General features: G+C 69.1%; 15 protein-coding genes and 1 pseudogene. 8 read left to right on the forward strand and 8 right to left on the reverse strand.

Annotated features, from left to right (window positions below):
- Nucleotides 1-223, reverse strand: a pseudogene (locus IO36_RS33435) (hypothetical protein); the annotation flags it as partial.
- A 796-nt stretch (nt 224-1,019) separates the two neighbouring features.
- Between IO36_RS33435 and IO36_RS33440 the strand changes: the two are divergent.
- The 3 genes from IO36_RS33440 (at nt 1,020) to IO36_RS33450 (ending at nt 3,883) form a co-directional block, all read left to right on the forward strand.
- Nucleotides 1,020-1,667, forward strand: coding sequence for an RNA polymerase sigma factor (locus IO36_RS33440; protein ID WP_037625541.1), 648 nt, complete (start codon nt 1,020-1,022; stop codon nt 1,665-1,667).
- Entirely contained in the window at nt 1,664-2,569 is a 906-nt protein-coding gene (locus IO36_RS33445; protein ID WP_107065862.1) for a hypothetical protein, read from the forward strand. Before IO36_RS33440 ends, IO36_RS33445 begins: the two co-directional genes overlap by 4 nt.
- 345 nt (nt 2,570-2,914) lie before the next feature.
- Nucleotides 2,915-3,883, forward strand: coding sequence for an L-threonylcarbamoyladenylate synthase (locus IO36_RS33450; RefSeq protein ID WP_037625543.1), 969 nt, complete (start codon nt 2,915-2,917; stop codon nt 3,881-3,883).
- A gap of 66 nt (nt 3,884-3,949) precedes the next feature.
- On the opposite strand, the gene IO36_RS33455 is transcribed toward IO36_RS33450, so the two are convergent.
- From IO36_RS33455 to IO36_RS33465, 3 genes are all read right to left on the reverse strand, one after another.
- Complete coding sequence (locus IO36_RS33455) at nt 3,950-4,453, reverse strand: carbonic anhydrase (RefSeq protein ID WP_037625545.1); 504 nt, start codon at nt 4,451-4,453, stop codon at nt 3,950-3,952.
- Nucleotides 4,454-4,666: 213 nt separating this feature from the next.
- Nucleotides 4,667-5,929 (reverse strand): DUF6357 family protein, encoded by a 1,263-nt coding sequence (locus tag IO36_RS33460; RefSeq protein ID WP_037625547.1) that lies wholly within the window; start codon nt 5,927-5,929, stop codon nt 4,667-4,669.
- 4 nt (nt 5,930-5,933) lie between these two features.
- On the reverse strand, nt 5,934-6,587 hold the full coding sequence (locus IO36_RS33465) for a hypothetical protein (protein ID WP_037625549.1): 654 nt from the start codon (nt 6,585-6,587) through the stop codon (nt 5,934-5,936).
- A 349-nt stretch (nt 6,588-6,936) separates the two neighbouring features.
- Here IO36_RS33465 and IO36_RS43915 point away from each other — a divergent pair, with 349 nt between their 5' ends.
- Nucleotides 6,937-7,452: a hypothetical protein gene (locus tag IO36_RS43915; protein WP_037625550.1), complete on the forward strand. Its 516-nt coding sequence runs from the start codon at nt 6,937-6,939 to the stop codon at nt 7,450-7,452.
- Between the two features lie 241 nt (nt 7,453-7,693).
- Here the strand turns inward: IO36_RS43915 and IO36_RS33475 are convergent, their stop codons facing one another.
- The 3 genes from IO36_RS33475 to IO36_RS33485 all read right to left on the reverse strand — a co-directional run bounded on the left by IO36_RS33475 (nt 7,694) and on the right by IO36_RS33485 (nt 9,709).
- On the reverse strand, nt 7,694-8,194 hold the full coding sequence (locus tag IO36_RS33475; protein WP_037625551.1) for a YfbM family protein: 501 nt from the start codon (nt 8,192-8,194) through the stop codon (nt 7,694-7,696).
- 86 nt (nt 8,195-8,280) lie between these two features.
- Nucleotides 8,281-8,808, reverse strand: coding sequence for a hypothetical protein (locus IO36_RS33480; protein ID WP_037625552.1), 528 nt, complete (start codon nt 8,806-8,808; stop codon nt 8,281-8,283).
- A gap of 172 nt (nt 8,809-8,980) precedes the next feature.
- On the reverse strand, nt 8,981-9,709 hold the full coding sequence (locus tag IO36_RS33485; protein WP_037625553.1) for a TetR/AcrR family transcriptional regulator: 729 nt from the start codon (nt 9,707-9,709) through the stop codon (nt 8,981-8,983).
- A 145-nt stretch (nt 9,710-9,854) separates the two neighbouring features.
- On the opposite strand from IO36_RS33485, the gene IO36_RS33490 reads away from it, so the two are divergent.
- The 4 genes from IO36_RS33490 (at nt 9,855) to IO36_RS45210 (ending at nt 12,355) form a co-directional block, all read left to right on the forward strand.
- Nucleotides 9,855-10,808 (forward strand): NAD-dependent epimerase/dehydratase family protein, encoded by a 954-nt coding sequence (locus IO36_RS33490; protein ID WP_037625554.1) that lies wholly within the window; start codon nt 9,855-9,857, stop codon nt 10,806-10,808.
- Between the two features lie 85 nt (nt 10,809-10,893).
- Nucleotides 10,894-11,130: a transposase gene (locus IO36_RS45205; RefSeq protein ID WP_158997656.1), complete on the forward strand. Its 237-nt coding sequence runs from the start codon at nt 10,894-10,896 to the stop codon at nt 11,128-11,130.
- Nucleotides 11,131-11,332: 202 nt separating this feature from the next.
- Nucleotides 11,333-11,596 (forward strand): hypothetical protein, encoded by a 264-nt coding sequence (locus tag IO36_RS33495; RefSeq protein ID WP_037625556.1) that lies wholly within the window; start codon nt 11,333-11,335, stop codon nt 11,594-11,596.
- Between the two features lie 303 nt (nt 11,597-11,899).
- Nucleotides 11,900-12,355, forward strand: a complete 456-nt coding sequence (locus tag IO36_RS45210) for a hypothetical protein (protein WP_051901151.1) — start codon at nt 11,900-11,902, stop codon at nt 12,353-12,355.
- 109 nt (nt 12,356-12,464) lie between these two features.
- On the opposite strand, the gene IO36_RS33505 is transcribed toward IO36_RS45210, so the two are convergent.
- A complete protein-coding gene (locus tag IO36_RS33505) occupies nt 12,465-13,472 on the reverse strand; it encodes a YdcF family protein (RefSeq protein ID WP_051901146.1) in 1,008 nt (335 codons plus the stop codon).
- Between the last annotated feature and the right edge of the window lie 4 nt (nt 13,473-13,476).

Below are 13,476 nucleotides of genomic sequence, written 5' to 3' on the forward strand. Positions count from 1 at the left end.
GCAGCTTCTGCTGCTTCTCCTTGGCGCCGTCGAGCTTCTCGGTCGCCTGCTCGGCCTCTTCGTAGAGCTTGTCGACCTTGGTCTTGACCTCGTCCTTGTCGGGCTTCTCGGACGGGGCCGCGTTGGCGGCGTTGGCGCCGAACGCAACTGCTGCCGCTGCGGCGGTGGTGAGCACGGTCACACGGGCGCGGCTCGGCTGCTTGGGTCGACGGTGGGATGCCACGAAGGCGAGCTCCTTTTTCTCCGGCCGCCTGTCGAATACGCCGACGGGCGGTGATCCTTCACTGTCACCCCCAACGAGTGAACGACCGAGCAAAGGTTCGGATGGGGACTGTAGTGACTCAATCTTCCTCAGAGCAAGTGGCCTTGTAACGAGCATCATTGGGCGACAGGGACGAGTTGCGGCTTCCTCCGGGGTTTTTTACCGAGTAGGCGACAGGTACTGACCTTGGATTCAACCGGTCGAGACAGCACGCTCGGCTCGTCAGAATTCCCAGGCACGTACGCGACGGATGTCGAGATTCGTTGCGATGGCCTCAAGCTCTCGTCATGGCTGAACGTCGGGCAGGTTTGTTGCTTTGGGCAGGTTCCGCCGGAGCGGTTCCGCCATCCGTCGGGCATCGGCGATCCGTGAACGTCACTGGCATTTCATCGCGTGGCGCTTGTTCTTGCGGATCGCACGGCCAGTTCGGGAACGCCGTCCGTCTCCACGCAGGCCGACGGGAGAGCGGGCATCGCTCGGGCCTCCGGGTGCTGCCGACCGCCCGTCCCCGCGGCAGTCTCCCGGCAGACACGCGTCCACCGCTGTTGCCGACTTCACGGCTGATCGTGGACACCGTACGCTCCCGGAAGCAGGCGACGGCCCGGCATGACTGCCGGAACAGCACGGGCGAGATCTCCTCCCGCTCGCCGCGTATGCCACCCTCGACCAGCACTGTTGCCGACCGGGTGAACCAAGCCCGTAGAAACGAATCTGACTCGGCGGGAACCTTCGACCGGTTGCCGGACACGTACGGAGCATGGAACTGAACAACGCTGGTCCCGCTGTTCCGATCGGAGGGGTCTCTGATCGGGAGCTGTGGGCGAGGGCCGTCGACGGCGACCGGGAGGCGTTCGGTCGGATCTTCGACCGCCATGCGAAAACCGTCTACAACTACCTGTTCCGACGGACGGCCGACTGGTCCGAGGCTGAAGACCTCACGTCGACCGTGTTCTTGCACGCCTGGCGTCGGCGATCGGAGACGGTGCTGGACCGCGACTCGGCCCTGCCGTGGCTGCTCGGCGTCGCCGACCGTCTGCTGTCGAACACCCGGCGGCGGCTGAGGCGGGCCGAGGCGTTGTTGCACCGGCTCGTCTCGCATGGCGAGTCCGTGGGCGACCACGCGGACCGCGTCGCCGTCCTGGTCGACGACGAGCGTCGTATGTCGGAGATCCACCGGGCGTTGGCCCGGTTGCCGCGCCATGAACGAGAGGTCGTCGAGCTCTGCGTGTGGTCGGGCCTGGATCAGCAGGCGGCTGCGGCAACGCTGAAGGTGGCGGTCGGCACCGTGAAGTCCAGACTGCACCGCGCACGGCGGAGGCTGGGGGCCGACCTCCTCGGCGGAGCCCCGGTTTTGGCGTCGTTCAGTTCGAAGAGTCCTGTCAACGCGGAAGAGGTCGCACGATGAATGACATGCCGGGCGTTCCCGCGGCTCCTTCCGATCGTGATCTGCCGAACCACCGGCGGATCCGAGAGGAGCTCCTGACGAAGATCGGTCCAGAGGACAACGGTGCTTCGCTGCGACGCAGGTGGGCGGTGCCGCTGGGTGTTGCCGCCGGCGTCGCGGGCGTAAGTGTCGCGGCCATGTCCGTCTTCAGCGGGGCAGGGGACGCCAAGCCACTTCTCGCCGATCCTGCCGGAAACCCTACGAACGCCGCCGCGTCATCGACTCCGAGCACAACGCGCGGAGTCACGTCGACCGGAGCCGGCTCGGCGCCCTCTTCGACGCGCACGACTTCCACCTCGGACGCGTTCACCGTCATCAGCGGGACGACAGCGCCGGTCCGCGCCGGGACCGTCGCCAAGATCCTGGCTTCCTGCCTGGGCTCGGATGCATCCCGGTACCACACGGTGGTCGCGGTCCGCGCTCCCATCTCCTCGCGGAACGGGGACGGCGTGGTCGTCGCCGTCAACTCCGACGATCAGTACGTGCAATGCGAGTCAAAGGGCGACAAGGGCAACAGCCAGGATTCTCCGCCCACGTTCATCAACAATCGCCTGTGGGGCACCGGTCATTCGATCGAGTATTTCGACTCCACCCTCGAGCCCGCGGGCAAGGGGCGATACCTTGCGCTGGGTGCCGGGCATTACGCATCCAACATCTCCAAAATCACTATCAGCTACGGCGACAACCCGAAAGAATATCCAGCGGCCATGGCAGGTGGCGCATTCGTCTACGCGGCGGCTCTCGCCACGGAAGACTCCGACCCTCACTATGCGGGCCCGAGCCCCTACGTCCATGCCTACAACTCATCCGGAAAGGAGATCTACAACCAAAAGAAGGACCCGCAGTTCACCGACGAGCAGTAGAACGGCGATTTCGACCGACGCTCATCGCTGCCCTGGTAATGCGCCGCGCAACAGCGGGGCCAGGACCATGGAGACGTGGCCCACGCTCCGGACGATGCCTCCCGCACAGAGGCAAGCGTCCGCGGAAGGAGAGCGGCGGGACTACGGTGAACTCCGGCTCCCAGCCCGCTCGGTCCGAGCTGTGTCGGTCCCGCACAGGTGTTGTTCCGGTCGGCGGGGCAGGGCCGTCCGGCCTGCGCGGCATGATGGGGGCGGTAGGGCGTGCATGGGTCTCGTCGTCACAGGGCGACGCGATCAGGTGCGTGGTGAACGGAACCGTGAGAGAGAAGTGCAAGGGTGACGGCAATGGCCACTGACATCGAGAGGGCAGCGGGTGTGCTGCGCGCGGGGGGCCTGGTGGCCTTGCCGACCGAGACCGTCTACGGTCTGGGCGCGAACGCCGAGGACGCCGTCGCCGTTTCGCGGATCTTCCAGGTCAAGGGTCGGCCGCCCTCCCACCCGCTGATCGTCCACATCGCCGCAGTCGACCAGCTGGACGACTGGGTCGAAGAGGTGCCCGCGACCGCGCGCCTGCTGGCCGAACACTTCTGGCCCGGGCCCTTGACCCTGGTCCTGCGACGCGGCGATCGCGTGCCGCTCGAAGCGACCGGTGGTCTGGAGACGGTGGCCGTGCGTGTGCCCGACCACCCCCTGGCTCTCGCGCTGCTGTCGGCCTTCGGCGGCGGGGTCACCGCCCCGTCCGCCAACCGCTTCGGCTCGGTCAGCCCCACGACCGCGGACCACGTCCGGGCGGAGCTCGGTGACGCCGTCGATTTCGTCCTGGACGGCGGCTCCTGCCAGGTCGGCGTCGAGTCGACCATCGTCGACGTCACCGGCGAGACCCCGAGCATCCTGCGACCGGGCGGGGTGACGCGTGAGGACCTCGAAGCGGTGCTGGGGCACCCGGTCGCGGTCCCGTCCACCAGCGGTGTCCGGGTGCCGGGCCAACACCCGTCGCATTACGCGCCGCGTGCGCGGGTCGTCCTCGTCGAGCCGGAGAAGGTCGTCGCCGAAGCCGAGCTCGCGCAGGAGGCGGGGCATCAGGTGGGCGTCTTTCTGCCCCCGTCCTTCGCCGATGCTGCGGTGAAGGCGCACGCCGTGGTGGCCCTGCCCGGTTCACTGGACGCCTACGCACAGGGGCTGTACGGGTTCCTGCGTGAGCTCGACCAGCAGGGGTGCGACCTCATTGTCGCGTCCCTGCCGGTGGAGGAGGGGCTGGGGCTGGCGGTCGCCAACCGGCTTCGCCGGGCTGCGGGGCCCCGACCCTCCTCGTGAGCGGTCACGGCCGGAGCGGTCAGGACGCGGTGGGGACCTCCGCGTGAGCGGCCACGGCCCGGGCGGTCAGGACGCGGTGGGGAGCTCCGCGTCGAGGCCGCGGGTGGCGACCAGCTGGGCGCTGCCGTCGGACAGGCGGTAGGACAGCCCCACCACGGCGAGGCGGCCGGCAGCCACCGCGTCGAAGCCGCCCGGCGTCTGCCCGTTCTCCAGGGCGGAACGGGCTGCGGCGACCGCCCCGCACGAGTCGTGGCCGAGGACGACGACCAGCGGCGCGTTGAGGACGCTCACGCCGAACTCTATGGACCCGAGGACTTCGGTACCGGCTACGTGCCCGGCGGTGCGGACCACGAACAGGTCGCCCAGGCCGCGGTCGAAGATGATCTCGGCGGCCAGTCGGGAGTCGGAGCAACCGAACAGCACGGCGAAGGGCTGTTGGGACGGTGCGATCTCGGTGCGGCGGGTGGCGTCCTGGTTCGGGTGCTCGGGAGTGCCTGAGACGAAGCGCTGGTTACCGGCCATGAGCAGGTCGAAGGCGTCGCGGGGCGTCGGGGTCTGGGTCTGGGTCATGGCCGCAGCCTACGAGGCGGCACCCGCCGTCGCAGCCGCTGGTCCCCTCGAACGGCCTCGCCCTCTTCTCCTGAGCACGGCCACGCGAGGCCCAGGTCGAACCGGGTTCCTTTGATCCCCGTGGCACCGCGATGGTGCGGTTCTCGGCGGGAGCCGTCCCGTCGCTGCACTTCGCAGGTTCCTGTGCGGCGCGTGCACGGGCTTCCGCCGGGGCTACCGGGTGTCGCGCCGCCGTCGCGCGCGTTCGAACTCGGTGACATCGGACATCCAGGGACCGTGAGGCTCGAGCGCGGCGCAGCCGCCGCGGACGAAGTCGTTCACCAGGGTTCGGTACCCGCTGATCCCGTCGACCAGGGTGTACTCGACCCGGTACTCCGGATCCGAGCGGCCCTCGCCCTCGCGCAGCGTCGTGATCCGGGCGACGGAGTCCGCGTAGAAATGGAGCTGGACCCCTTCGCCCATCTCCTCGTCCTCGATGGTGAACACTTCGTTGTCCGCTGCGGAGCGATCGCCGACGAAGTCCCAGAACTCCGCGGCGGCGCCTCGGGGACCGTCCCGTCGCCACTTCTTCTCGACGCCCTTGTCGTCGGTGAACGACAGGGCCGTCTTCCTCGCGCTCCCCCCGACGTCGGCACGGTGGCCGGCAGCTTCCTCGTCATCCTCCATGGGTGTGTTCCTGGAGCGGTCCGCGGCCTCCGAGCACATCAGGAAGCTCACGGTTCGCACCGCGTCATCGGCGAGCTCGGGGTGTACACGGCGCACGGCCGCTTGGACCGTCGTCTCCAGCCGATGCCAGTCGCGCCTGTCCGTGGCACGGTTTCCCCGTCGCGGATCGCGGCCGATCCGCATCCCGGCGCACGCCTGCTCCGCGGTGGCGATCACCCGCATGACCGCGGGCAGCAGCGAGTGGTCGACGGCATCGGGCATCCGTCGGGGAACCGTCGCCCCGTGCAGGTACTGGCCCGTGTACCTCAGAATCGCGGTGTCGAGGGTACCGAGTACGGTCCCGCGCAGGGCGCGACGGCGGTTCGCTCCGTACTCCTGAGCTCGTTTCTCGTCCGACGTCTCTGTCGCCGCGCGCATCGCCTCGTATACCTGACCGCGCTCGAGCAGACCGGTGTCGGCCCCGTGGGCGATGAGCCGGCTCCTGTCCCACGGGATGCGCTGGAAGAGGGCGTCGACGTCCGCGGGCGCGGCGAGGAGGATCGGGTCCAGGAGTGCGGTGGCGGCGTACTCGTCGAGCCGGCCTCGGGTTCCGGCGGCGTCGCACAACGGAAGGACCGCGCTCCACAGCAGCAGGTGTCTGGCCAGGTCCTGCCGGATCACCGCAAGATGGGCTTCGCCGACCGGGAACGTGAACGTGCGAGGCTCGTGGGTGGCGTCGGCCCCGGCACCGAGCATCAGCTTCAGCTCGCCGGCCTCACGGACCACGCTCGGGATCCAGCCGCTCATGCGGCGGAAAACGGTGTCGCTCATGGGCTCAGGACCACCGGGCGCATTCGACGTCGAGGCGGGCCTCGGTGCGCACCCAGACTTCGCCCTCGGCGGCTTCGGCCGGGGCGTCGATGCGTTCCAGACCGAGGAACTCGATCAACTTGAGCAGGACGGCTCGTTCGGCTCGGTCGTCGTCGACACCGTGCGCGTCGAAGAAGACGTAGTACTGGTCGCTCGGGTCCACGCAGCCCGAATCCGCCCAGATCCGCGCGACTTCTTCGATCGCCGCTGCTTCCGTCGTGATCGTGGCGGCGCGGGCGGCACCGCGAGTCTCCGGTGACGCGTCGAGGTCGGAGAGGTCGGAGAACCACTGTCCGAAGCGGTCGAGGCCGGCGTGTCCGTTCTCGAAGAACAGCATCGCGCTCGGAAGGTAGCGGTTGGGCCTGTCGACCTGGAGGTATTCCGACCGAGGTGGGTCCGCGTCCTTGATCCGTGAGATCAGGCCCTGCCCGGGCATGAGGACCAGACTCTGCCCCGACGGTTCATCGTTGATGGTGTAGGTGTCGGCATCCCGGCCACGGAAGAACGCGGAGAACGCCACATAGGCTTCCTGAGGGTCGCCCACGGAGACCTGTCGGTCGTTGCCGTCACCGACAGCGAAGACGAACTGCTTCGGTCCGGGGTCGTAGGGGCGAGCCATGTACGTCCTTCGTTCATGCGCGACAGTTCCACCAGCGTAGCGGCGTCGAAGCGGACGGATCTGCCGTTAACCGCCGACGAACGGCCAGCAGATCGGGCAGGTCAGCCCGCCCTCACACCCCGTCAGGGCCGTCTCGTGTTCGATGGTGCGGTGCTGTTCTCGGGCGGTGGGCCAGATCCCCGTACAGACGGCCGGTCGCCGACTCGTCGTCCACTGGTCACACCCATGAGCCCCAACCTCGTGCGAGCGCGCGAACCAGGCCCTGACAAAAGGGGTGCTCCTTCGTCCGTCCCGGCGTGAGGCGAGAGAGCAGTGCAACCAGTGAGCCTCCTGAGGTGTCGTACGGAGCATGATCGACATACGTGTGCGGCACGTCCTCTCTGCTTCTTCGCTCGTGGTGATCCTTGCGTCTTTGTCGCTCGCCTGTTCCGGCGGCCAGGCCGCGGCCCCGGGGAACGAAAAGTCCCCCGTCGCCGAAGTCCGCAAGACGGCATCGGCCCCTGCGACTGAGGCGACGCCTGCCCCGAGCACGGCGCAACCGGCACCGGGGGCCGGTGTCGAGAAGGTCCGCGACGTGTTCGCCCAGCTTCAGGCCACCTACAACGACGGGTGTACGACCTCGGGGAACTGCGAGTACTTCCTCGGGCGCGTGTTCGACAACCTCAGCGCTCTCGACAAGGCGATGGAAGCGGATCCCCAAGGCCCTGAACACTTCAAGGAGCCCCGTGCATGGATCGCGCGACTCCGGACCAGACTGGGCGGCGACAGGTCCTTCGAGAACCTCAAGAAGCACCAGGATCTGCTCACCGGGACGCGGGACAAGATCAACGCCTGGATGCAGGGCCACCCGGAGGACTACCGGTGAGCCGAGGTAGAGCAGCAACGACCTCGCCGTCGTCTACCGGGGAGCCGAAACCGTACGACACGACCCCTGCGGTCGACCTGATGTGATGAGGCCGCAGGTTCACAGCCTGTTAGCCCCACCAGCACGAAGGCCCCGGTCCACCCGGACCGGAGGCGTTTGACATCTTCGGCTGGACCCTGGGTCCACCTTCAGGAAGGATCGCCTCAGCTTCCCAAGCCGAGGATTCTGCCGTCGAGGCGTATCAGTCCAGCCAGACGAGCATCGCGTCGTCCGCCCCGGCCGCAGCCTCGAAGAACTGTGTGAGGCCGTCGTACCAGGGACGGCCCCACTCCAGCGAGCCGGGCTCGCTCCATCCGAGTGGATACACCTCGGCACTGGTCAGTTCAGCGGGGTCCACCCCACTGATCAGCTGGGCATAGGTGGTACCTCGCAGAGCTTTCGCTGCGAGCCGGACCCGCTCGGACCGCAGGTACCTCGGAGGCCCGTATCCCCAGTCCTCATCCTCGGCGAACGGCTCCTCACCGTGGACCACGTTCACCGGGAACTCGGCACGCGCCAGCAGGAAGCGAAGCATGTCCCAGGTCTTGTACGTGCTGAAGTGGCGCGCTTCGGCCGGCGCAGGCTCCGAGTCCGCCTCGGCATTCTGAACCTCTTCCACGAAGTCCAAAGCCCAGTCGGGATCATGGATCACGCGGTCAAGCTCAGCAGCCGTGACGCGCAGGTACTCACCGATCATGCTCATGGCCGGAGACTAGGCGAGACCACTGACAACCGGACGGAGTGCGCAGTGAGCTGCGGTCCTGCAGCCGTTCTTGCACCATCGGGTGATCACGAGGCCTCGGTTGCTGCGCGTGCTCGCTCGACGAATCGCGCTTGGCATTGCCGGTAGGCGGCCTCCGCGGCGTCGAAGCGATCGCGCGCGTCCGTGTCCCCGCGGCTGATGTGCCATAGGTATTGGTTCGCCTTCAGCGCAGCGTCTTGAACGGCCTGAGCCGCATCGGCAGAGGCGGCCGGCCCCTCCAGGACGACGACCCGGACGCTGTGCATGAGTGGTGCGTACGCTTCGCGGAGTTCAATGCGTAACTCCTCCAGCCGCGCCAACTGCTGCTGGGGGTCGGGTATCTGGAAGAAGGCGTCCGAGACCTTCCAGTACAACTCCGCGGTTTCGTGGGCGCGTTGCATCAGCTCGAGGTAGGCCGCGCGTCGCAGCTCCCGAACGCGTCCTCGATGCTGAGCCTGTACCGATGCCTCGGCCTGGACCCGGGCAGCCCGTACGTTCCCCAGGTTGGTCACCCAGCTCGCCAAGACGGCCGTACCGCCGGTGAAAGCCGCGACCCACATCGCACTGTCCCCCATGGCGATCAGTCTCGGTGAGGTGCAGCACACTGTCGAGGCCGCCCTTCCCGCGCAGCGGCAGCACCAGCACCAGCACCAGCACCAGCACCAGCACCAGCACCAGCACCAGCACCAGCACCAGCACCAGCGATGGTACCGGCGACCGCTGCCGACCCGCAGGTTCGATGCCCAGTCAGCCGGCGAGGCCGAGGGCCGTGCCGAGGCGGCGTGCCTCGTGGTCGAAGAAGGCGCGAGGGTCGGCGACGATCGCGCTGCGGTGGCCGAAGAGTTCGAAGGAGATGGCGCCGAAGAGGTAGGTCCAGGCCATCAGACTGCCCATGACCCGGTCGGCCGGGGTGTCCGGCGGGAGTCCGGCGAGCAGCGGCGCCAGTGACTGCCGGGCGTCGTCGGGCATCGCGGGCCGGGTCTCGCCGGGGCGGTGGCCGTCCTGGCCGGGAGGGTCGGTGAAGAGGGTGCCGATCAGGTAGGGGACCCGGGTCGCCTGCGCCACGGTGTCCTGGGGGGCGGCGTAGCCGGGCACCGGCGAACCGTAGATCAGCGCGTACTCGTGCGGATGCGCCAGCGCCCAGTCCCGCACCGCGTGGCAGACGCCGACCCAGTGCTCCAACGCCTCCACCGGCTCCTCGTCCGCCCCGTCCAGCGCGGCGTAGGCGGCCTCGGCCGCGGCGCCCAAGGACGTGTAGGCGTCCAGGATGAGCGCGGTGAGCAGGGCGTCGCGGCCCGGGAAGTAGCGGTAGAGCGCGGACGGGGTGGCCAGGCCGAGTTCCCGGGCGACGGCGCGCAGGGAGAGCGCGGCGGCGCCGCTCTCGGCGAGCTGTCTGCGGGCCACCGCCTTGATCTCCGCGGTGAACTCGATCCGGGCCCGTTCCCGTGCGGTGAGGGGCTTCTGCGGGGAGGACATGGGTCCATCCTGGCACGGGACGACGAAAGCGAGAACACTGAACGCAAACGAGAACACCGTTCTTGACAATCTTCCCGCGCTGCGCCAGTCTCTCGATGTCGGCCAAAGCGAGAACATTGTTCTCTCTCGCGCTTCGGAGGAAATCGTGAGTAAGCACCTGATCGTCGGCGTGGGTCCCATCGGCTCGGCCACCGCGCGGCTGCTCGCCGCCCGCGGCGAGGAGGTCGTCCTGGTCAGCCGCTCCGGCGCCGCGCCCGCCACGGCCGGCCTCGCCGACCTGCCGGGCGTACGGTCCGTGCGGCTGGACGCCACCGACGCCGAAGCGCTCGGCGAGCTGGCCGCCGGGGCGGCGGTGCTCTACAACTGCGCCAACCCTGCCTACCACCGCTGGGCGACGGACTGGCCCCCGCTCGCCGCCGCCCTGCTCGCCGCCGCCGAGCGCTCCGGCGCCGTCCTGGCCACGGTGAGCAACCTCTACGGCTACGGCGCGGTCGCCGCCCCGATGACCGAGGACACCCCGCTCGACCCCAACTCCGTGAAGGGCCGGGTACGTGCCCGGATGTGGGAGGACGCGCTCGCCCTGCACCGGGCCGGGCGCGTCAGGGTCACCGAGATCCGCGGCTCCGACTACATCGGCCCGCACGCCGAGAGCCCGCTCGGGGCCCGGGTCGTACCGCGCCTGCTGGCCGGCCGCGGAGTCCAGGTGCTGCGCAGCGCCGACACCGCCCACAGCTGGACCTACACCGAGGACGCCGCCCGGCTGCTGGTCACCGTCGGCGGCGAGGAACGGGCCTGGGGCAGGCCCTGGCACGTCCCCAGCAACGCGCCCCGCACCCAGCGCGAGGCCGTCGCCGACCTCGCCGAGGCTGCGGGGGTCGCACCGGTCCGCGTCAGCGAGATCCCGGCCGCCATGCTGGCCGCGCTGGGCCTGGTCAACCCGACCGTGCGGGCCCTGCGCGAGGTCGCCTACCAGCTCGAACGGCCCTTCGTGATGGACTCGGGCGCGGCCACCGCCACTTTCGGCCTCGAGCCCACCTCCTGGACCGAGATACTCGGCGCCACAGCGGACTCCTACCGAACCCCGGCCAGCCACCGCTGAAAGCCGGCTCGATCCGAGGTCATGGGATCGGTCCTTCCCGCATCAGATGGGTGCTGTCTGCGGTCGACCTGTCCCGTGGCTCCTGGTGGATCCGACCGATGCCGAGCGGGAGTTGATCGAGCCACATCTGTCTCTGGCAGCGTTCGGACCGGTCCCTGACCTGCGCGGCTCCTTCAACGCGGCGATGCGGCAGTCCCGTACGGGCAGCCACTGGCGGGATACGCCGGAGAGCTACGGTTCTTGGTCGACGATCTACGATCGCTTCCGGATGTGGGAACGTGAAATGGCCCAGCCTGTCCGGCTCGAAGCCGTCCCACCGTGAGCGGTTTCCGGTCGATGCTCCGGTCCGATGTGGCCCCGACTTCCGGCTCGAGCTTGCCCCGGTAGGACCGACCTGGACGGCGGGAGGGGCCCTGGGGACAATGCTCGGCATGACGACTTGAAGAGCACCGGCCGGACGCGAATCCTGGCGCAAGAGGGGACCCGGATGGGCCGTCCTCGACGGTGAACGCTGGACCTGCGTTGTGTGCCGGGAGCCTCTCCGTTCCTACCAGTACCGCTTCCACCCGCCCGAGTCCTCGATGTTCGAGCGGTGCATCGGGCTGGCCTGGTGCTCGGGATGCCGGATCTACGACGGCAACATGGTTCACGTCCCTCGCAGGCGGGTCCTGGTCGACGCCCTGGCGTCGCTGCCTGCCCATGAGCGCGACCGGTTGCTCCGAAAGGAGGCGGCGCTGATCGACCATCTCGACCGTGCCGCTGGGGTGGGCGTCGCCGGCTCTGCTTGATCGCGGAGATGTCGAACTCCAGGATGATCTGTCGCCGACGAGGACGCCGCCTTCCAGGCCGCGTTCCAGGTCACGCCGCACTCCAACTGCACGTCGGCCGCCACGGCCTGCGCGTCGTTCACGGCTCACTGCCCGATGTGCGCGTCCTGCCCGCCTGTGGTCCACGAGAACGATCTCTTCGCCCCGTTGAGCGCCGGATTTTGACATCGGTTCTTGATCGAGATGCCGGACGATGTCGGCGAGAACCGAGGGCACCTGGAGGGTCGTGTCGGTGTGCCGGGGCCCGACGGCATAATCCGTGTCGTGGATCTGCGAGCGGAACTGATGCCCCCGTCGGTAAGCCGGCAGCAGCTGGACGAGCTCAGCCGTGAGATCTCGCGGATCGCCGACCTGGTGCTCTGCGCGTCCGAAAAATCCGACGCAGAGATCACTGCTTTCAACGCGCGAACGGGCCACGACTACATGCCTCTCGACTTCGTCGAGTACGACGGCAGCCAGGGCCTGGCCGAGTTCGCGTTGCAGGCCGCCCGGCCGGCCCGACCCCGGATCGCGGACGTCACCACGGAGGAACTCGCCGAGATCGTCCGCAGAATCCTGGCCGGCGACCCGCAGACCGACCACTACCTGCGGCTCCTCGAAGCCAACGTGCCGCATCCCCGGGTCAGCGACCTGATCTTTCACCCCCCGGCCGGACTGCTGGACGCCTCGGCTGAGCAGATCGTCGACGAAGCTCTCCGATACCGTCCGATCGCACTGTGACCTGCAGGCTCCGTCAGTCGGCGGCCACTCCCGCTGTTCGGCGCGGGCGCGGGTTGCCGACGGAGCCACGCCGACCCTGCTTCCCGGGGCGACGCGCACGACGGGTGCCTCAGCGCTGGAAGACCGCTGTCGTCACGGGCACCGCCAGCAGCAGGCTGAGCCCGATCAGGGGCAGCCGGTCCAGCCACAGGACGGCGACGAACTCGCGCAGGGTCGCGGAGAGCCAGTACGCGGGGGAGGTCGGCGCACCCACGACGTGGACGGAAACGCCGGCGCGACGGGCCAGCAGGGCCGTGCGGTAGACGTGGAAGCCGCTGGTGACCACCGTGGCACGGTGCCCGGAAGCGGTGTGGTCCATGAGGTCCGCGCTGAAGCGGAGGTTCTGCCCGGTGTTCACGGAGCGGTCCTCCCGCACGATCCGGTCGGCTGCCACCCCGCGTGCGCGCAGGTAGTCGGCCATCGCGTCCGCCTCGGAGCGCACCTCGTCGCCACCCTGGCCGCCCGAGACGACGAACACCACACCGTCCGCGTCCGGTGCGCCGGCGGCGTCGACCGCGAGGGCCCGCTCCAGCCTGCGGCGCAAAAGCGGACCGGGCCGGTCGCCATTGAGCCCGGCGCCCAGGACGACGACATGGGTGGTCTCCGACGGCGGGATGCTGCGGCCCCGGACGAACACGTAGCCGGTGAAGGCCAGGAAGAGCAGGCTGAGGTATCCGGCGGCCGCGTTCACCGCCACCATGAGGTCACCCGCCACCTCTCCCCCGGCCACCTGGACGACCGCGTCGAGGCCGAGCACCGCCAGCAGGGCGCAGCCGGCGGCGCCGGTAGTTAGCAGGGCCGCCTGCGGTCCGTAGCGCCGGACCAGGACGATGCCGTCGACCAGCAGGAGCAGGCCCAGCGCGAGCGTCATGAGCAGGGCGGCGACGGCGAGCACGGTCACGACGGTGGGGTAGGGCACCGCGCTGCGGGCGGCCACGCCGAGCCCGGCCGACGTCACCGCGAGACAGAACAGCACGGCGGTGGCGAACCGGTGCGGCGCCAGCACGGCATGGACGACGCCGCCCACGGCGAACACCGCCGCGGCAAGGTACTCCGGGTACTCCGGCACGTCCCCCACCAAT

The sequence above is a fragment of the Streptomyces aureus genome, assembly GCF_000725495.1.
Classification (GTDB): domain Bacteria; phylum Actinomycetota; class Actinomycetes; order Streptomycetales; family Streptomycetaceae; genus Streptomyces; species Streptomyces aureus_B.

Coding starts and splice junctions, on each gene's coding strand:
- IO36_RS33460 (WP_037625547.1), bottom strand. CDS start 5,929: ATGAGCGACACCGTTTTCCGCCGCATGAGCGGCTGGATCCCGAGCGTG.
- IO36_RS43915 (WP_037625550.1), top strand. CDS start 6,937: ATGATCGACATACGTGTGCGGCACGTCCTCTCTGCTTCTTCGCTCGTG.
- IO36_RS33480 (WP_037625552.1), bottom strand. CDS start 8,808: ATGGGGGACAGTGCGATGTGGGTCGCGGCTTTCACCGGCGGTACGGCC.
- IO36_RS33485 (WP_037625553.1), bottom strand. CDS start 9,709: ATGTCCTCCCCGCAGAAGCCCCTCACCGCACGGGAACGGGCCCGGATC.
- IO36_RS33475 (WP_037625551.1), bottom strand. CDS start 8,194: ATGAGCATGATCGGTGAGTACCTGCGCGTCACGGCTGCTGAGCTTGAC.
- IO36_RS33440 (WP_037625541.1), top strand. CDS start 1,020: ATGGAACTGAACAACGCTGGTCCCGCTGTTCCGATCGGAGGGGTCTCT.
- IO36_RS33450 (WP_037625543.1), top strand. CDS start 2,915: ATGGCCACTGACATCGAGAGGGCAGCGGGTGTGCTGCGCGCGGGGGGC.
- IO36_RS33455 (WP_037625545.1), bottom strand. CDS start 4,453: ATGACCCAGACCCAGACCCCGACGCCCCGCGACGCCTTCGACCTGCTC.
- IO36_RS33465 (WP_037625549.1), bottom strand. CDS start 6,587: ATGGCTCGCCCCTACGACCCCGGACCGAAGCAGTTCGTCTTCGCTGTC.
- IO36_RS33445 (WP_107065862.1), top strand. CDS start 1,664: ATGAATGACATGCCGGGCGTTCCCGCGGCTCCTTCCGATCGTGATCTG.